Origin of the sequence: Zhihengliuella alba (assembly GCF_039538765.1) — a bacterium.
GTDB classification, from domain to species: Bacteria; Actinomycetota; Actinomycetes; order Actinomycetales; family Micrococcaceae; genus Zhihengliuella; species Zhihengliuella alba.
Map to the genome: position 1 here is coordinate 412,618 of NZ_BAABCJ010000001.1, position 18,767 is coordinate 431,384.

Here is an 18,767-nt window from a genome sequence, read left to right on the forward strand (position 1 = left end):
CGGCCACACACTTCGGCCCGGCAGGCGGCGCGCCGATAGACTGTCGGCATGCCTGCGACGACACCCGCCCCCGCCCACACCAGCATCCGATCCGCCGACGGCGGGCTGCAGGCGGTCCTCTGGGACATGGACGGGACCATCGTCGACACCGAGCCCTACTGGATCGCCGCGGAGAAAGAGCTCGTCGCCGCCCACGGCGGGGTCTGGACGGACGAGGACGCCATGTCGGTGGTCGGGAACGCCCTCGACGTCAGCGCGGCCGTCCTCCAGGAGAGCATCATCCGCCAGGGCGGGCCAGTCGTGGAGCCCCGGACCATCATCGACACCCTGTCCAGCCGTGTGATCGAGCAGGTCCGCACGCAGGTGCCGTGGCGGCCCGGGGCGCGCGAGCTGCTCGAGGACCTCAACGCCGCCGGCGTGCCCTGCGCCCTGGTCACGATGTCCGAGGGTCCGCTGGCCGCGACCATCCTCTCCGCACTGCCCGAGGGCACCATGCGGTTCGCCGTCACCGGGGACCTGGTCAGCCGGGGCAAGCCGGACCCCGAGCCCTACCTCGTGGGGCTCGAGCGCCTGCGGGGCATCGTGCCGGGGCTCGACCCGGCACGCGTCGTGGCCATCGAGGACTCCGTGCCCGGCGTCGCCTCGGCGGCGGCCAGCGGTGCGACGACCATCGCGGTCCCGCACGTGGTACCGCTGCCGGCGCCGCGCAACTGGACCGTCTGGGACACCCTCGAGGGACGTACCGCGGCCGACCTGGACGCCCTCGTGCGCGCCGTCGTCGCGGGTGGGTCCGGCGAGGCCGGCGCGGTCTCCGCGGGCGCCGCCGCCGATGGCCCGGGGGAGTAGCCGCATGGCGGAAGCGCCCGGCACCGACGCGCCGGCCGGCGGCCTGCGGAGCGGCATCCCGCTCGGATCCCTCCTGGGCGTCCCCGTCACCCTCGCGTGGTCGTGGTTCATCATCGCCGCGTTCGTCGTCCTCGCCTTCGGGCCGGACGTCGCCCGGGCGCTGCCCGGAATCGGCGGCATGGCCTACCTGGTCGCCCTCGTCTACGCGATCCTGCTGCTGCTCTCGGTCCTGGTGCACGAGCTCGCCCACGCGTGGTGCGCGAAGGCCTATGGCTGGCCCGGTGCCCGGATCGTGCTCACCCTCTGGGGCGGGCACACCCAGTTCGGCCAGTTCCGGACGACGCCGGGGCGCTCGCTCGCCGTCGCGCTCTCGGGCCCGGCCGCGAACTTCATCATCGCCGGCGCGGGCCAATTGCTGATCGTGCTCTTCGAGCCCGGCGGGGTGACCGGGCTCCTGCTCGGCATCCTCGTGCTCGCGAACTTCCTCGTCGCCGTCTTCAACGTCCTGCCCGGCCTTCCGCTGGACGGCGGACGCCTCGTGGAGTCGCTGGTCTGGAAGGTCACGGGCTCCCAGGAGCGCGGCACGATCGCCGCGGCCTGGACCGGTCGCGTCATCGCGGTGCTCCTGGTCCTCGGCCTGATCGGCGGGCCGCTGATCGTCTTCCAGCACGTCGACCTGTACCTGGGGCTCATCACGCTGCTCGTGGCCGGTTTCCTCTTCACGGGGGCCACGGCCTCCCTCCGGGATGCCCGCATGCGGCTCCGGCTGCCGCGCCTGACCGCCGGCGCGCTCGCGGTGCCCGCGATCGGCGTCCCCGCCACCCTCACCGTGTCGCAGCTGCTCGTGGCCCGCGATCGGGCCGAGAACTCCGTGCACCGCCGCGCGCAGGCCGGAGTCGAGCCGGAGCACGGCTCCGTGCAGTTGATCCTGGTCGGGCGCCACGGCGCGCCCGAGGCGGTCGTCGACCAGGGCTCGCTCGCCCAGGTGGACCCGTCCGTCCACGGCACGACCCCGGCGAGCAGTGTCGCCCGCGCCCTGGCCGCCGGAGCCGTGGTCCGCCAGGATGCGGCCGGCCGGCCCCTGCTGCAGTACCTCGCCTCGCTCGCCGGGAGCGAGTACGCGGTCGTGGACCTCCGCGGGCGGGTGGTCGGCCTGCTCCGCCAGGAGCGCGTGGTCCGCGCGCTCACCAAGGGCGTCTAGGCCGGTCCGGCCGCGCAACACTTTGGGCCACAATAGGAGCCCGACATAGTTTTGAAGTCCAGCACACGCGCGTCCCGGTCCGGGCCGGGCGAGAAAAGAGCATGATGACCGATTCCTCCCTTCCCAGCGCCGATCAGTCGGCCGCAGCCGGACGCGACGTCCACGGCGCCTCGGCGCGCCGCGGACCGTTCCGCCCGGGGGACCGGGTCCAGCTCACGGACGAGAAGCGCCGGATCAACACCATCACGCTCAGGACCGGGGGCGAGTTCCACACGCACCGGGGCATCCTCGCGCACGACGAGCTCATCGGCCTGCCGGACGGCTCCGTCGTCGAGAACTCGACCGGGCACCGCTACCAGGCGCTGCGCCCCCTGCTGAAGGACTTCGTCCTCTCCATGCCGCGCGGGGCCACGGTCGTCTACCCCAAGGACGCGGCGCAGATCGTCCAGATGGGCGACGTCTTCCCCGGCGCGCGCGTCGTCGAGGCCGGCGTCGGCTCCGGCGCCCTCTCCATGTCGCTCCTGCGGGCCGTCGGCGACGGGGGCTACCTCCATTCCTTCGAGCGGCGGGAGGAATTCGCTCAGATCGCCCGCGACAACGTCGAGGCGGCCTTCGCGGGCCCGCACCCGGCCTGGCGGATCTCCCTGGGCGACTTCCAGGAGAAGGTTCTCGAGACGGAGGAGCCGGGCTCGGTGGACCGCGTCGTCCTGGACATGCTGGCGCCCTGGGAGTGCATCGACGCCGTCACCACCGTCCTGGCCCCGGGCGGGGTGTGGGTCAACTACGTGGCCACGGTGACCCAGATGTCCCGCGTGGTCGAGGCGATCCGTGCCACCGGGCAGTACACCGAGCCCGAGGCCTTCGAGACCATGGTCCGCGGCTGGCACGTCGACGGGCTCGCCGTCCGTCCGGACCACCGCATGGTCGCCCACACGGCGTTCCTCATCACCTGCCGTCGACTGGCCGACGGCGCCGACGGCATCCCCGGCGCCCGCAGGGTCAAGAACGCCGAGTTCGCGCCCGAGGACATCAGCGCCTGGACGAGGGACCACAGCGAGGAGGCGTGGACGCCCGAGGCCTTCGGGCAGCGGAACGTCTCCGACAAGAAGGTCCGCCGCGCCGGCCGCGAGGCGGCGGCCATCAGCGGTGCGGCCGCCAGCGGGGAGACCGAGCGCGCAGCGGCCGAGGGCGCCGACAGCCCGGACGCCGGCGCCGACGAGACGAGCCGGGGCGAGACCCACTAGCCGGCTCCCGGCCCGGCCGGGAGCGGTACTCGACGGCGAGCGGGCCGCCGGAGCACACCAGACGCGACGACGACGCGCGGAAGCGAGGAGGAGGCACCTTGGACGAGCACCCCACCGGTGGACACGGGCAGGATTCAGCCGCGGAGGACGGGCAGCACGAGCTGCAGCGGGTCCGCGAGCAGGTCGCCCGGGCGGAACGCGACCTCAATGTCCAGCGCGAGAAGGCCCGCACGCTGGACCGGCAGCTCATGTCCGCAGGAGCCAACAATCGGCGCATGGCCGAGATGCTCGAGCGCACGCGGGACGAGATCGCGACGCTGCGCCAGGGGCTGGACCGCGACGGTGAGGCGCCGTTCAACTTCGCCACCATCGTGGACCTGAATCCGGCCGGCCGCGCCGAGCCGGGCAGCGCCATCTCCACCACCCGCCTCGCGAGCGCCGACGTCGTCCAGGGCGGGCGGAAGATCCGTGTGGCGATCAGCCCGCTGATCGACGTGGCAGGCCTGCACCTCGGGCAGGAGGTCCTCCTCAACGAGGCGTTCACGGTCGTCGCCGCGCTCGGCTACGAGCAGACCGGCGAGATCGTCACCGTCAAGGAGCTCCTCGAGGCCGGCCGCGTCGTCGTCCTCGGCCGCGGGGACGACCAGCGGGTGGTGCGACTGGCCGCCCCGCTGGCGGCGCAGAGACTCCGGGTCGGCGACGCGATCGTGCTGGAGCCCAAGACGGGCCTCGCCGTCGAGCGGGTCCAGCTCACGGAGATGCAGTCGCTGGTCCTCGAGGAGGTCCCGGACATCGCCTACAGCGACATCGGCGGGCTCGGCCCGCAGATCGAGCAGATCCGCGACGCCGTCGAGCTCCCCTTCCTGCACCAGGATCTCTACCGCGAGCACGGGCTCAGCGCGCCCAAGGGAATCCTGCTCTACGGTCCGCCGGGCTGCGGCAAGACGCTCATCGCGAAGGCCGTGGCGCATTCGCTGGCCGAGCGCGCCGCCGAGCTGAGCGACGGCGAGGGCGTGCGCAGCCACTTCCTGAACATCAAGGGCCCGGAGCTGCTGGACAAGTACGTCGGTGAGACGGAGCGACACATCCGCCTGATCTTCGCGCGGGCCCGCGAGAAGGCGAGCACGGGCGACCCCGTGGTCGTGTTCTTCGACGAGATGGACGCGCTCTTCCGCACCCGTGGCTCCGGCGTCTCCTCGGACGTCGAGACCACCATCGTCCCCCAGCTGCTGACCGAGATCGACGGCGTCGAGAAGCTGGACAACGTGATCGTGATCGGCGCCTCCAACCGCGAGGACATGATCGACCCGGCGATCCTCCGCCCCGGCCGGCTGGACGTGAAGATCAGGATCCAGCGGCCCACCGCGGAGGGCGCCGCCGAGATCCTCTCCAAGTACCTGACCGTCGAGGTCCCGCTGCACGCCGAGGAGGTCGGGCACGACGGCGGCGACCGCGCCGCGACCGTCTCCCGGCTGGTGTCCACGACGATCGACCGGATGTACGCCGCCTCGCCGGAGAACGAGTTCCTCGAGCTGACCTTCGCCGACGGCAGCACCCGGATGCTCTACGTGCGGGACTTCGCCTCCGGCGCCGTGCTGCGGAACATCGTGGACCGGGCCAAGAAGCACGCGATCAAGGATCTGCTCACCACGGGGGAGCGGGGCGTGCGCCAGCGCCACCTGCTCGCCGCCGTGACGGAGGAGTTCCGCGAGCACGAGGACCTGCCCAACACGTCCAACCCCGATGACTGGGCGCGCATCACGGGCCAGCGGGGTCTCCGCGTGACGCACCTGCGGCCGATCCTGCACGACGCCGCCCCCGTGGCCCTCGACGTCCCGGACGGAGGGGGGAGCCGATGAGCGTCCACCGTGTCATGGGGCTGGAGACGGAGTACGGCGTGCTCGCCCCGGACGCCCCGCACGCGAACGCCACCGTGCTCTCCGCGCGAGTCGTCAACGCCTACGCCGAGGTCATCCGCGCCGGGACCGGATCGCTGGCCGGAACGCAGTGGGACTACTCGGACGAGTCGCCGCTGCTCGACGCCCGAGGCTGGACCGTGGGACGCGCCGAGGCCGACCCGAGCCAGCTGACCGACGAGGCCCGGGAGCTGACCGCCGAGGAGGTCGCCCTGATCGACGCCCGGGCCGGGACCACGCTCTACGCGGGGGAGGCGGAGCCCGCCGGCGACGGCCACGTCATCATGAACCTGGTCCTCGGCAACGGCGCCCGGCTGTACGTGGACCACGCGCACCCCGAGTACTCCTCGCCCGAGACCAGCAATCCGCTGGACGCCGTGGTGTGGGACCAGGCGGGCGACGCCGTCGTCCTGGCCGCCATGGAGCACGTCAACTCCCGGCCCGGGTTCGACCAGCTGCTGCTGTACAAGAACAACACGGACAACAAGGGCGCCAGCTACGGCGCCCACGAGAACTACCTGGTCCGCCGCGATGTCGAGTTCGATGCGATCGCCCGGGCGCTGCTGCCCTTCTTCGCGACCCGCCAGGTGTTCTGCGGATCCGGGCGCGTCGGCCGCGGGGCGACCGGGCGCACCCCGGGCTTCCAGGTCAGCCAGCGGGCCGACTTCTTCGAGGCCGAGGTCGGGCTGGAGACCACGGTCCGCCGTCCCCTGGTGAACACGCGCGACGAGCCGCACGCCGACGCGGACCGCTACCGCCGGCTCCATGTCATCGCCGGCGACGCCAATCTCGGCCAGGTCCCCACGTATCTCCGCGTCGGCACCACCGCCCTGGTCCTGAGCCTCGTCGAGGCCGGCGGGGAGCCGCCGCTGGAGCTGCGCGACCCGGTCCGCGCAGTGCAGCAGATCAGCCACGACCCCGGCCTGAGAGCTGCCGTCGAGACGACGGACGGCCGACGCGTCACCGCTCTGGACGTCCAGGAGGCCTACTGCGAGGCCGCGCGCGCCCACTGCGAGGCCCGCGGGATCGCCGACGAGCAGACCCTCGACGTCCTGGCGCGCTGGCAGCGGACCATCGACGGACTGCGCTCCGACGTCCTCGCCCAGGCGGCGACCGTGGACTGGGTCGCGAAGCTCCAGCTGATGACGCAGTTCCGCGACCGGCACGGTCTGGCCTGGGACGACGCACGGATCGCCCTGATGGACCTGCAGTGGGCCGACCTGCGCCCCGACCGCGGGCTCTTCCGCCGGCTCGAGGCCCGCGGCCGCATCGAACGGCTCGTCGACGCCGACCGGATCGGACGGGCCGTGGCCGCGCCCCCGGAGGACACGCGGGCCTACTTCCGCGGCCAGTCCCTGAGCCGCTACCGCCAGGACGTGGTGGGGGCGAACTGGGACTCCGTGGTCTTCAGCGTCCCGGGACGCCGTGGCCTGCAGCGGATCCGGCTCCCGGAACCGCTGGCCGCGACCAAGGGCCGGACCGGCGCCCTGTTCGAGGCGGAGCTGGAGGTCGGGGACTTCCTGGACCGGCTGGCCCCGGGGGACCTGACCGGCCGGTGACCACCCGCCGTCGTGCGCGCGATGGCCACCGGCCGGGCCGGTTCACCCGACGCACCGGGCCTGGCGGCCCGGGCGCGACGCGCTCGGCCACATGACGCACTCGCCCCGCACGGCGATACTGGATTCGACGGGCTCGGTCAGACCGGGCACAGCAGAGAAGGAGCACACCATGGCGGATCAGCATTCCGGCCAGAGCCAGCAGTCCTCGGCCCGGCAGGGCCTGAACCAGCAGTCGGAGCAGACGCACCGGCTGGACGCGCCGGCCGCGCAGTCGAACGCCCAGCAGCAGGCGCAGCTCCAGGAGGTCGACGACCTGCTGGACGAGATCGACGGCGTCCTCGAGTCGAACGCGGAGGAGTTCGTCCGCGGTTTCGTCCAGAAGGGCGGCCAGTAGGCGTGGAGCGCCGGATCTTCGGGATCGAGACGGAGTTCGGCCTGGCCTACTCGCCGGCGGGCCACGGCCGCCTGACCCCCGAGGAGACCGCCAAGTACCTCTTCCGGCGCGTGGTCGAGTTCGGCCGCAGCTCCAACGTCTTCCTGAACAACGGCTCCCGGCTCTACCTCGACGTCGGCTCCCACCCGGAGTACGCGACGGTGGAGTGCGACGACGTCGCCCAGCTCATCGCGCACGACCGCGCCGGGGAGCTGATCATGCACGACCTCGCCGTGCGCGCCGAGCGGGCGCTGGCCGCGGACGGGTACGACGGCAGCGTCTACCTGTTCAAGAACAACACCGACTCCGCGGGCAACTCCTACGGCAGCCACGAGAACTACCTCATCCCGCGTCGCGTCGAGTTCGCGCGGCTCGCCGAGATCCTCATCCCGTTCCTCGTGACCCGCCAGCTCTTCGCCGGGGCCGGGAAGATCCTGGAGGTCGAGGGCGAGCACCGGTACGTGTTCTCCCAGCGCGCGGACCACATGTGGGAGGGCGTCTCCAACGCGACCACGCGGTCCCGTCCCATCATCAACACCCGGGACGAACCGCACGCCGACGCCCAGTACTACCGCAGGCTGCACGTGATCGTGGGCGACTCGAACATGTCGGAGACCACCCAGCTGGTCAAGATCGGCGCCACCGACCTCATGCTGCGCATGATCGAGGCGGGGGTCCCGATGCGCGACGACAGCATCGCCAACCCCATCCGGGCGATCCGCGACGTCTCGCACGACACGACCGGCAGGGCGCAGATCCGGCTCGCCGACGGGCGGACCATGACCGCGCTCAAACTCCAGCGCCGGTACCTGGCGAAGGCCACGGCGTTCGTGGCCCGCGAGGGAGCGCACACGCCCCACGTGGCGCGCGTGCTCGAACTGTGGGAGCGCGCCCTGGACGCCGTCGAGTCCGGCGACGCCTCGGGGATCGACACCGAGATCGACTGGGCCATCAAGCGCCGCCTCCTCGACGGCTACGCGGACCGGCACGGCCTCGGCCTCGAGCACCCTCGGCTGGCCCAGCTGGACCTGACCTACCACGACATCGCTCCGGAGCGCGGCCTCTTCAATCTGCTGCGTGCCCGGGGCCGGGCGGCCACGGTGGTCGCGGAGGAGGCCGTCCGCCACGCCGTGGACCACCCGCCCGAGACCACCCGCGGACGCCTCCGCGGCGACTTCGTCCGGGCAGCCCGGGCCGCCGGCCGCGACTTCGCCGTCGACTGGGTCCACCTGAAGCTCGAGGACTCGGCCTCCCGGGCCGTCGCCTGCAAGGACCCGTTCGCCGCGACCGATGAGAGGGTCGACGCGCTCATCGAGTCCCTGCACGTCTGACGGCGCGGCCTCAGCGCTTTCACAGTCCGAACCCCTAGGCTTGACGAGGCTCTCGGCCCGCGGCCCGAAGCACCCGAACCACTGAAGGAAGACATACCTGTGCGCAAGCTCCTCTCCGTCGTCGCAGCGGCGTCCCTGCTGGCCCTCGCCGGCTGCGGCACCCCCGAAGACCAGTCCGCCGGAAACGCCGCCCCCCTCGAGAGCATCACCGTCGAGCCGAGCTCCGAGGAGCTCGAGCCCCCGAAGGTCAGCTTCGACACGCCGCTCGAGACGTCCGAGGCCGGTGCCCGGATCGTCGTCGAGGGCGACGGCGAGGCCGTGACCGAGAACCAGAACGTCAACGTCGCCCTGGCCGCGTACGACACGAAGACCGGCGAGATCCTCGGCGACACCTTCGACCAGGACCCCCGCCCGCTGCCGACCACGCCGGAGCTCAAGGAAACACTGCCGGTCGTCTACGACATCCTGGTCGGGGCCAAGGTCGGCTCCTACATCGCGCTCGCGCAGGAGCCGGCCGCGCAGGCCCCGGCCGAGGGCTCCTCCTCGGCGCCCGCCGCGCCGGAGAACGCCGCCGAGGTCCTGGTCATGAAGATCACCGGTGCCGAGGACATCCCCCAGAAGCTCTCGGACGACGAGGTCGCCCAGCTGGAGGAGGACGGGGCGCTGCCCACCGCGGAGTTCGACGACGCCGGCAACCCCACGGTCACCATCCCGGAGGGCCAGGAGCCGCCGAAGGACATCGCCGTCCAGGTCCTCGAGGAGGGCGACGGTGCCGAGGTCACCGCGGAGAGCACCGTCACGGTCGACTACGAGGGTGTGCGCTGGGACGACGGGAAGGTCTTCGACTCGTCCTACGACGGCGGCGAGCCCTTCGACGCGAATCTGGCCGGAGGTGTCATCCAGGGCTGGAGCATGGGCCTCGCAGGGGAGAAGGTCGGATCCAAGGTCCTGCTGACGATCCCGGGCGAGCTCGCCTACGGCAAGACGGAGGCCGAAGCCCAGGGCCGCCCCGCCGGCACGCTGGTCTTCGTCGTGGAGATCGTCGAGGCCAAGTAGTCCCTGCGGGTCTCGGCCGACCGGCCGACGCCCCCGCACCGCCCGCATCGCACCACGCGCATCGCAAGATCCGGACCGCCGGCTACGGCCGGCTCGAAATGAAATGAGGAGAACATGTCCTTCGGACAGCGCAACTTCGACCGCACCAAGCCGGAGATCGACTTCCCGGGGGAGACGCCGCCCGAGGAGCTGATCATCCACGATCTGATCGAGGGCACCGGCAAGGAGGTCCAGCCCGGCACGGCGATCTCGGCGCACTACGTGGGCGTCGCCTGGTCCACCGGCGAGGAGTTCGACGCCTCGTGGAACCGCGGCCAGCCGCTCGACTTCACCGCCGGCATCGGCCAGGTCATCCGGGGCTGGGACCAGGGCCTCCTCGGCATGAAGGTCGGTGGACGCCGCCGCCTGGAGATCCCGGCCGAGCTCGCCTACGGGGAGCGCGGTGCCGGCTCGGCGATCGGCCCCAACGAGGCACTCATCTTCGTCGTCGATCTGGTCGGCGCACGCTGACCTGCTGCACCCGGCGCACCAGGCCGGTGGGTCCCGCTCCAGCAGCGGAACCCACCGGCCTTCTTCGTAGTAACGTGGCGGGTGTGGCTGAACAGAACGTGGACAACTCCGAGCGCCTGCTGAGCCTTCTCAGCACGCTGCTGCAGACCCGCGTGGGGCTGACCAAGCAACAGGTCCGCGCAGCCGTCGACGGCTACGCGCATCTCGGCGACGAGAATTTCGAGGCGAGCTTCGAACGCGACAAGGCCCACCTGCGCGAGCTCGGCGTCCCCCTCGACGGCCCCCGCGACGGCGACCGGCCCGGCCAGGGCACCGAGGCCCACCGCTACCGGGTCGACCCGGCCGCCTATCGGCTCCCGGAGATCGAGTTCTCCGCCGAGGAGGTCCTCGCGCTCTCGCTGGCCGCCCGGCTCTGGAGGGACCCGGATCTCGGCTCGGCCGCTCTGCGCGCCTTCAGCCGGATCACCGGCACCGCGCCCGCCGCCCGCGGACGCCTGTCCGCCGGTCGCTCCGTCGGGGCCGAGGATGCCCCGGCGCCCGGATTCGCGCCGGCCTCCACCGACGACGCCGCGTCCCCGTTCGGCGTCCAGATCGCCGCCGAGGAGGTCCTGTTCGGTCCGCTCGCAACCGCGGCCCAGGAACGCCGGGTCGTCGCCTTCCGGTATCGGACGGTCGACGGCGCCGAGGGTGCGCGAACCGTCTCCGTGTGGGGCCTCGGCAGCAGATTCGGCCACTGGTACCTCGTCGGCTACGATCACGACCGCGGCGCCGAGCGCATCTTCCGCCTCTCCCGGATCGTCGGGGACATCTCCGAGTGCCCGGCCGGGGACCCCGCCGCCGAGCCCCGCCCGGCCGGTTTCACCGCGGCCGCGGCGCTGGAGCACCTCGATCCCGCGGCGGCGATGACCACCGCCGTCGTGCGCCTCGCTCCCGGCCGGGGAGCCAATCTCCGCCGCCGCGCCGTGGACCCCGGTGACCGCCCCTCCAGCACGCGTCCGGCCGGGGACACCGACCCCGCCTGGGAGACCGTCGCCTTCGAGTACCACGACGGCGAGGCCGCCTCGGCCGAGATCGCCGCGCTGGGCGACGCGGCCGAGGTGCTCGCGCCCGCCGAGCTGCGGACCGCCGTCGTCCGCCGCCTGGAGCGGACTCTCGCGGCGCAGCGGCGCCCCGCACCGCGGCCGACCCTGAAGGAGCGGCGCCATGCCGGGCGCGCACCCGCGACGGCGGTCGCCGCCCGCGCGCTGGACCTGGTGGCGTTCGTCCGGCAGGCGGGCGCCCCCACCGTCACCGAGGCGGTGGAGCACTTCGGGATCCCACGGCGGACCCTGAAGAAGGACATCGAGCGGCTCCAGCTGTGCGGGCCGGGGAGCTGGGACTACGGCTCCCGCGTGGACATCTGGATCGACGACGCCACCGACACGATCGTCCTCTCGCAGGACGACGATCTGGCCCACCCCATCCGACTGAACTTCGCGGAGGCCTTCGCGCTCGGCACCGGGCTGCAGCTCCTGAGCACCGTTCCCGCGGGGTCCGCCGAGGCCGCCGGGCGGGCACTGGCCAAGCTGCGCGGGGCCACCGAGCACCTGGACGGGCTGTTCGACCTGGTGGCACCCCGCAGTCGTGCCGCGGACGACGCCGCGCTCAGCGGCACTCTCGCCGCCGCCGTGGAGGCCCGACGGGTGCTCCGGCTGCGCTACGTCAGCCCGGCCCGCGAGGAGATCACCGAGCGGCTGGTGGAGCCCACGCGGCTGGAGGAGAGCGGCGACCGTGCCTACCTCCACGCCTGGTGCCGGCGCGCCGACGGGTCCCGGCGGTTCCGGCTCGACCGGATCGTCGAGGCGGAGCCGCTCGACGAGGTCTACATCCCGGGTGAGCGCCACGCCGTGGACGGCGAGCACTACACGCCCCGGGAGGACGACCTGCTCACGGTGGTCGGCTTCGCCCCGAGGCTCGCGCAGCTCCAGCAGGAGTTCTCGCCCCTCCGGGTCGGGACCGCGCCCGGTGACGAGAGGACGTTCTGCGAGGTGCGCGTGGCCGACCCCGGCACCCTGCGCCGACTCGTGGCCGAGCACGGCGGCGACCTGACCGTCGTGGCGCCGGAAGACCTGGCCGACGCCGTGACGGACTGGCTGGAGGCCGCCCTGCGGGCCTACACGGACGCGGGTGCCGCGGTGGAGGACCCCCGTGGGACAACAGGAAGCACCGCCGGGCCGGCGGACGACGAAGGAGTACGGGCATGATGCCGTGGTGGTTCTGGATACTGCTCTGGACGGTGCTGGCGCTGCTGGCGCTGATCTTCCTGGCGCTCGGCGCTGTGCACCTGTTCCGGAAGGCCATGGGTGCGGTCGAGGAGGCCGGCACCGCCGCGGACCGGCTCAGCGGCATCCTGTCCGCCGGGGCCGACGGGCCGGACCGCATGGTGTCCGAGGACGACGCGGTCGAGCGGACCGGATCGTCCGTGGTCGGCGTGGCGGCGCTCTTCGTCGACCCGGCCCAGGCACGGGAGGACTTCGCGGCCGCCCGGGAGGATCGGCGGGCGGCACGGATCCGTCGCCGCGTCGACAGGAAACGTTCATCCGGCCAGCCGCAACGCTACGGCGATGTCTTCGCCGAGTGACGTAGAATTGCAAACCTACGAAAGGACTATCTCCCATGGGTATTCAGGGCTGGCAGTGGCTCATCATCATCGCTCTCGTCCTGCTCCTGTTCGGGGCTCCCAAGCTCCCGGGCCTGGCGCGGTCGATGGGCCAGTCCCTGCGCATCTTCAAAACGGAGGTCCGTCACATGAAGGACGACGATCCGAAGGCGGAGCAGGAGGGCCCCGAGGGCCCGGTCGAGGGCAACGTGATCCACGATCGCGACAAGCCGAACCGCGATAACGCCTGAGCGCGACCTGATATCGACTGATTCGTGGCACTGAAAGGTAGAAAAGATCCCGAGGGGCGCATGTCCCTCAAAGAGCACCTGATCGAGCTGCGCAACCGGCTCTTCATCGCTCTGGGCGCCCTGCTCCTGGCGACCGTCGGCGGGTTCTTCCTGTACAACCCGGTCATGGAGATCCTGACGCAGCCGTTGCTCGACGCCGGCGGTCAGGCGAATTTCGCCTCCGCCGTCTCGCCGCTGGACCTGATGATCAAGGTGTCGGTCTTCCTCGGGCTGCTCATCTCCTCGCCCGTGTGGCTCTACGAGCTGTGGGCCTTCATCGTGCCCGGGCTGCACAAGAAAGAGAAGTGGACGGCCGTCGGGTTCATCGGCACCGCCGTACCGCTCTTCCTGGGCGGCGTGGTGCTGGGCTTCTGGGCCCTGCCCTTCGCGCTGCTCTTCTTCATCGGCCTCACACCGGGCAACGCGGTCAACCTGATCACCATGCCGGAGTACCTCGACTTCGTGCTGCGGCTCCTGCTCGCGTTCGGCATCGCGTTCATCCTCCCGGTGCTCGTGGTCGGCCTGAACATGATCGGCATCCTGCCCGGCCGGACCATCCTCAAGAACTGGCGGATCACGGTCTTCCTCATCTGCCTCGTCGCGGCCATGGCCGCACCGGGCGGCGATGCGCTGACCATGTTCGTGCTCGCCGGGCCGCTGTTGCTGCTCTTCGCGGCCGCGACCGGGTTCTGCCTCTACAACGACAAACGCCGGGCCCGGCGTGCGGCGGCGCTGGCGGAGGAGTACGAGCGGTCCGCCCGTCAGGCCAGCGAGCTGCCGGAGTAGAACACACCCGACCCGAAGGAGGCGGCAGATGAGCATGGAATCGCCCGCCGAACGATACGCGGCCGCCAAGCAGCGGGCCGCGGAGGCCAAGACCGAGCTCCACGGATTCCGGCACGGACTGGGCTTCGAGCTCGACCCGTTCCAGATCGAGGCCTGCCAGGCCGTCGAGGCCGGCCGCGGCGTCCTCGTGGCCGCGCCCACGGGTGCCGGGAAGACCGTGGTCGGCGAGTTCGCCATCCATCTGGCGCTCTCCCGCGGCCAGAAGGCCTTCTACACCACGCCGATCAAGGCGCTCAGCAACCAGAAGTACGCCGACCTCGCCGCCCGCCACGGCAGCGAGCGGGTCGGCCTGCTCACCGGCGACACGAGCATCAACCCCGAGGCCGACGTCGTGGTGATGACCACCGAGGTCCTCCGCAACATGCTCTACGCGGACTCGGACACCCTCGTCGGCCTGGGGTTCGTGGTGATGGACGAGGTCCACTACCTCGCCGACAAGTTCCGCGGCGCGGTCTGGGAGGAGGTCATCATCCACCTCCCGGACTCCGTCCAGGTGATCTCCCTCAGCGCCACCGTCTCCAACGCGGAGGAATTCGGCGGCTGGCTGGACACGGTCCGCGGCGACACGGCGATCGTGGTCTCCGAGCACCGGCCGATCCCGCTCTGGCAGCACGTCATGGCGGGCGGCCGGATCATCGACCTCTTCGCCGAGGACCTCGCGTTCGACCAGGTCGCCGACGACCTCGGCGAGGGCGGCGACGGGGACATCCGCGCCATGGTGAACCCGGAACTGCTCAAACTCGCCCAGCGGGACCTGCGCTCGGGCTTCCGCTCCACCCGGCCCCAGCGGGGCCGCGGCGGCCGCCGGCCGGCGGACCGCCGTCCGGACGAGGGCGTGCAGAAGTTCAGGATGTCGCGGCCGGAGATGATCCTCTCCCTCGACCGCGCGGCGCTCCTGCCGGCCATCGTCTTCATCTTCTCCCGCAAGGGGTGCGACGCCGCCGTGGACCAGTGCGTCCGCAGCGGACTCTCCCTGACCACGGCCCGGGAGGCGGAGGAGATCCAGCGCGCCGTCGACGCCGTGGCCTACGAGCTGCCGAAGGACGACCTGGAGATCCTGGGCTTCTGGTCCTGGCGCGAAGGACTCATCCAGGGCTTCGCCGCCCACCACGCCGGCATGCTCCCCATCTTCAAGGAGCTCGTGGAGCAGCTCTTCGCGCGCGGTCTGGTGAAGGCCGTCTTCGCCACCGAGACGCTCGCCCTCGGGGTGAACATGCCGGCTCGCTCGGTGGTGCTGGAGAAGCTCGAGAAGTTCAACGGCGAGGAGCACGTGACGATCACGGCGGGGGAGTACACCCAGTTGACCGGCCGCGCCGGGCGCCGCGGGATCGACGTGGAGGGCCACGCCGTCGTGCTCTGGCAGCCCGGGACGGATCCGACGGCGGTCGCCGGCCTGGCCTCGCGCCGGACCTACCCGCTGAACTCGAGTTTCAGGCCCACGTACAACATGAGCCTGAACCTGTTCTCCCAGTTCGGGCGGGATCGGGCGCGGTCCATCCTCGAATCCTCCTTCGCGCAGTTCCAGGCCGACCGTTCGGTGGTGGGTCTGGCCAAGCAGGTGCGCAGCCGCGAGGAGTCCCTCGCTGGCTACCGCAAGGCGATGGAGTGCCACCTCGGCGACTTCGAGGAGTACGCCAAGCTGCGGTACCAGCTGTCCCAGGCCGAGAAGGACGCCTCCCGCAGCGCCAACCGCGCCCGTGCCTCCGCCGCCGAGCGCTCCCTGGAGCAGCTGGCGGTGGGCGACGTCGTGCAGGTCCACGGGCCGCGCCGGCTCGGGCGCTGCGTGGTCATCCAGCTCTCCGACGGGCGGGACCCCGCCCCGACCGTCCTGACGGAGGACAAGCACGTCCGACGACTCCACGCGGCGGACCTGGACGGTCCGGTGGACATCGTCTCGCGGATCAAGGTGCCCAAGTCGTTCACCGGTCGCTCGCCCAAGGAGCGCAAGGACCTGGCCGCGTCGCTGCGCAACGCCGTCCACGATCACCGCCCTCCGCGGCGCGACGCCGTCGGCTTCGACTACGGCCCCGACTCCCGGCACGAGGAGCGGATCACGGCGCTGCGGCGCAAACTGAAGCGCCATCCGTGCCACGGCTGCGGCGAGCGCGAGGACCACGCCCGCTGGGCCGAGCGGTGGTGGAAGCTCCGGGCCGAGCGGGACCGGCTGGTCGCGCAGATCAACGGCCGGACCAACACCATCGCGAAGACCTTCGATCGCGTCTGCTCGGTGCTCGACGCCTACGATTACCTGCACACCGATCCCGAGTCGGGGGCCATCCACACCACGCCGGCGGGTGACCGGCTGCGCCGGATCTACGGCGAGCGTGACCTGCTGATCTCCCTCGTCATGGAGTCGGGGGCGCTCTACGAGCTCGATGCCGCGGAGCTCGCGGCGTTCATCACCACGCTGGTCTACCAGGCCAAGCGCGAGGACAACGGCGTGCACCCGAAGCTTCCCTCGCGACGGATGGGCGCGGCGTGGGAGACCGCGGTGAAGTGCTGGAGCGATCTGACCGACGCCGAGGAGCAGCACCGGCTCCCGGAGACGGCCGAGCCGGAGTCCGGCCTCGTCTGGCCGATGTACAAGTGGGTCCGTGGCCAGGACCTGAAGGAGTGCCTCCGCGGCGTGGACTTCGCCGCCGGCGACTTCGTCCGGTGGGCCAAGCAGGTCATCGACACGCTCGACCAGCTCGCCAAGGTGCCGGACACCGCGCCGCGGTTCGCCCCGACCTGCCGGCAGGCGATCGAACTGGTCCGCCGCGGCGTCGTCGCCTACTCCAGCGTCACCGACTGACCCCGCCGTCGAACTCCCATCGCAGACCCACACGTCCCACTCCGCCGTTCGAGCGGACGTGGGACCCGCAGAGAGGAAACCCTTGGCCCATCTGGTCATGTACCGCAACGGATCCGTCTATTCGCCGGCGGACCCCTTCGCCACGGCGATGCTCGTCGAGGACGGAACCGTCGCGTGGGTCGGCCAGGAGGCCGCCGCCGCGTCGTTGCTCGACGACCGGATGGACGTCGTGGACCTGCGCGGCGCTCTCATCGCACCGGCCTTCTTCGATTCCCACGTGCACCTGACCGAGCTCGGCGCGTCGCTGGAGCAGCTGGACCTGAGCGCGGTGCGGGATGCCGCGGGTCTCCTCGCCGCGGTGCGCGCGCAGGCCGCGACCGCCCCGGGCGAGCCTGTCCTCGGCGCGGGCTGGGACGAGAGCCGCTGGGACACCCCCGAACTGCCCACGGCCGCCCAGCTCTCGGCGGCCGCCGGAGGCGCCCCGGTGTACCTGGCCCGGGCCGACGTCCACTCCGCACTCGTCAGCCCGGCCGTGCTCGAGGCCGGCATCGCTCCCGGAACGGCTGCCCCCGGGACTGAGAGCGCCCACGTGGCGGGGGAGCGTCATGCCGAGCTGCGGCGCCGTGCCCTGGACTACGACGACGACACCCGCCGCCGCTACCAGCGGGCGGCGCTCGCCCACCTCGCCGCCCGTGGCGTGGCCGGCGTCGCTGAGATGGCCGCGCCGCAGATCAGCGGGGCTCGGGACGCCGAGCTGCTGCGGGAGCTACTCGACGCCGCGGGCGACGACCTGCCGCTGGTCCGGCTGTACTGGGGCGAGCTCGTCGACTCGGCCGAGACCGCACGGGCCGTCGCCGGCGCTTTCGGGCCGCGGCTCGCGGGGCTCGGGGGAGACCTGAACATCGACGGGTCCCTGGGCTCCCGCACGGCGGCCCTGAGCCACGACTACTCGGACGCGCCCGGCGAGAGCGGGACGCTCATGCTCGACGCCGACCAGGTGGCGCGGCATCTCGTCGCGTGCACGGAGGCCGGCCTCCAGGCCGCTTTCCACGTCATCGGCGACGGCGCGGCGCGGGTGCTGGCCGAGGGCCTGCGGATCGCGATGCGGCAGGTCGGGGCCGAACGTCTGCAGGCGCTGCGGCACCGCGTCGAGCACGCGGAGATGATCGACGACGACGTCCTGGGGAGCCTGCTCGAGGCCGGGTTCACGGCCTCGATGCAGCCCGGCTTCGACGCCCGCTGGGGCGGGCCCGGAGGGCTGTACGAGCAGCGGCTCGGGCCCGAGCGCGCAACGGGCATGAATCAGATCGGACGACTGCTGGCCGCCGGCGTGCCGGTCTGCCTGGGGTCCGACGCCCCGGTCCTGCCGATCGACCCGTGGGCGAGCGTCAAGGCGTGCCTCGAGCTCAGCGACGCGTCCTCGCGGATCTCGGCGCGGGCGGCGTTCGTGGCCAGCACGCGGGCCGGCTACCGCGCCGCAGGCGTCGACGTGCCGTTCGCGGGGCAGCTCGTTCCCGGCGCCGCCGCGACCTTCGCCGTGTGGAGTGCCTCCGAGCTCATGGTCCAGACGCCGGACTCGCGAGTGGCCGCGTGGAGCACGGACGCCCGCGCTGGCACGCCGATGCTCCCGGCATTGGACGACGCTGCGCCGGAATGCCTCCGTACCGTGCGCGAGGGGCGGATCCTCTTCGAATCGCCTGCGTTCCAGGGGGCCGAGCGCGTGCCGCATTCGCAGTGAGGACGAATTAACCTTCCTGGCAACGCGGGCCTGACTAGGGGAGGGACCTGTTCCGGGTGGTCACGGGCAGGTTGACACGATTCGGTCACGCAGTAGGGTGGTGAATCACGGCAACCACTCCGCTACCGCGCTCGAGGCGCCACAGGTGTTGCCGCGCTGGTGATCCAGCGTCAAAGGCACGGGGGAACCCCGACGGCATTAGAAAACAGCACGACGCCGAGTCGCGCTGGTCCGAAGTCGTCGGGGTTCGCCCCGCTGCCGCACCTGGCGGCCCCAGTTCCCACCGCTCGCCGGTGGACCGTAGCGCGCGGTTCCCAGCGCCCGTCCAGCCGGCTCCCCGTATACTGTGTCACTGGCAATCTCCC

The 18,767-nt window shown here is 72.0% G+C and carries 15 protein-coding genes; all 15 read left to right on the forward strand.

Annotated features, from left to right (window positions below; genetic code table 11):
* The first annotated feature begins 48 nt into the window (after positions 1 to 48).
* The 15 genes from ABD784_RS01835 (at position 49) to ABD784_RS01905 (ending at position 18,402) form a co-directional block, all read left to right on the forward strand.
* On the forward strand, positions 49 to 846 hold the full coding sequence (locus ABD784_RS01835; protein ID WP_344879105.1) for an HAD family hydrolase: 798 nt from the start codon (positions 49 to 51) through the stop codon (positions 844 to 846).
* 4 nt (positions 847 to 850) lie between these two features.
* Positions 851 to 2,047 carry a site-2 protease family protein gene (locus ABD784_RS01840; protein WP_344879108.1) on the forward strand — a complete coding sequence of 399 codons (1,197 nt, stop codon included), beginning with the start codon at positions 851 to 853 and terminating at the stop codon, positions 2,045 to 2,047.
* Between the two features lie 104 nt (positions 2,048 to 2,151).
* Positions 2,152 to 3,291, forward strand: a complete 1,140-nt coding sequence (locus ABD784_RS01845) for a tRNA (adenine-N1)-methyltransferase (protein ID WP_344881247.1) — start codon at positions 2,152 to 2,154, stop codon at positions 3,289 to 3,291.
* Positions 3,292 to 3,389: 98 nt separating this feature from the next.
* Positions 3,390 to 5,150, forward strand: a complete 1,761-nt coding sequence (arc, locus tag ABD784_RS01850) for a proteasome ATPase (protein WP_425582901.1) — start codon at positions 3,390 to 3,392, stop codon at positions 5,148 to 5,150.
* Complete coding sequence (gene dop, locus ABD784_RS01855; RefSeq protein ID WP_344879111.1) at positions 5,147 to 6,766, forward strand: depupylase/deamidase Dop; 1,620 nt, start codon at positions 5,147 to 5,149, stop codon at positions 6,764 to 6,766. Before arc ends, dop begins: the two co-directional genes overlap by 4 nt.
* Positions 6,767 to 6,935: 169 nt before the next feature.
* Entirely contained in the window at positions 6,936 to 7,160 is a 225-nt protein-coding gene (locus ABD784_RS01860) for a ubiquitin-like protein Pup (protein ID WP_344879114.1), read from the forward strand.
* A 2-nt stretch (positions 7,161 to 7,162) separates the two neighbouring features.
* A complete protein-coding gene (gene pafA / locus ABD784_RS01865) occupies positions 7,163 to 8,530 on the forward strand; it encodes a Pup--protein ligase (protein ID WP_344879118.1) in 1,368 nt (455 codons plus the stop codon).
* A 99-nt stretch (positions 8,531 to 8,629) separates the two neighbouring features.
* The gene (locus tag ABD784_RS01870) at positions 8,630 to 9,586 is read left to right on the forward strand and encodes an FKBP-type peptidyl-prolyl cis-trans isomerase (RefSeq protein ID WP_344879121.1); all 957 of its coding nucleotides are present in this window, start codon (positions 8,630 to 8,632) and stop codon (positions 9,584 to 9,586) included.
* Positions 9,587 to 9,700: 114 nt separating this feature from the next.
* Positions 9,701 to 10,096 carry an FKBP-type peptidyl-prolyl cis-trans isomerase gene (locus ABD784_RS01875; RefSeq protein WP_344879123.1) on the forward strand — a complete coding sequence of 132 codons (396 nt, stop codon included), beginning with the start codon at positions 9,701 to 9,703 and terminating at the stop codon, positions 10,094 to 10,096.
* A gap of 83 nt (positions 10,097 to 10,179) precedes the next feature.
* A complete protein-coding gene (locus ABD784_RS01880) occupies positions 10,180 to 12,339 on the forward strand; it encodes a helix-turn-helix transcriptional regulator (RefSeq protein ID WP_344879127.1) in 2,160 nt (719 codons plus the stop codon).
* Complete coding sequence (locus tag ABD784_RS01885; protein ID WP_344879130.1) at positions 12,336 to 12,716, forward strand: hypothetical protein; 381 nt, start codon at positions 12,336 to 12,338, stop codon at positions 12,714 to 12,716. Before ABD784_RS01880 ends, ABD784_RS01885 begins: the two co-directional genes overlap by 4 nt.
* Before the next feature lie 35 nt (positions 12,717 to 12,751).
* The gene (gene tatA / locus ABD784_RS01890) at positions 12,752 to 12,985 is read left to right on the forward strand and encodes a Sec-independent protein translocase subunit TatA (protein WP_344879133.1); all 234 of its coding nucleotides are present in this window, start codon (positions 12,752 to 12,754) and stop codon (positions 12,983 to 12,985) included.
* A gap of 60 nt (positions 12,986 to 13,045) precedes the next feature.
* Complete coding sequence (gene tatC, locus ABD784_RS01895; RefSeq protein WP_344879136.1) at positions 13,046 to 13,810, forward strand: twin-arginine translocase subunit TatC; 765 nt, start codon at positions 13,046 to 13,048, stop codon at positions 13,808 to 13,810.
* A gap of 34 nt (positions 13,811 to 13,844) precedes the next feature.
* The gene (locus tag ABD784_RS01900; RefSeq protein ID WP_344881252.1) at positions 13,845 to 16,664 is read left to right on the forward strand and encodes a DEAD/DEAH box helicase; all 2,820 of its coding nucleotides are present in this window, start codon (positions 13,845 to 13,847) and stop codon (positions 16,662 to 16,664) included.
* An 82-nt stretch (positions 16,665 to 16,746) separates the two neighbouring features.
* Positions 16,747 to 18,402: an amidohydrolase gene (locus ABD784_RS01905; RefSeq protein ID WP_344879139.1), complete on the forward strand. Its 1,656-nt coding sequence runs from the start codon at positions 16,747 to 16,749 to the stop codon at positions 18,400 to 18,402.
* Positions 18,403 to 18,767: the final 365 nt, after the last annotated feature.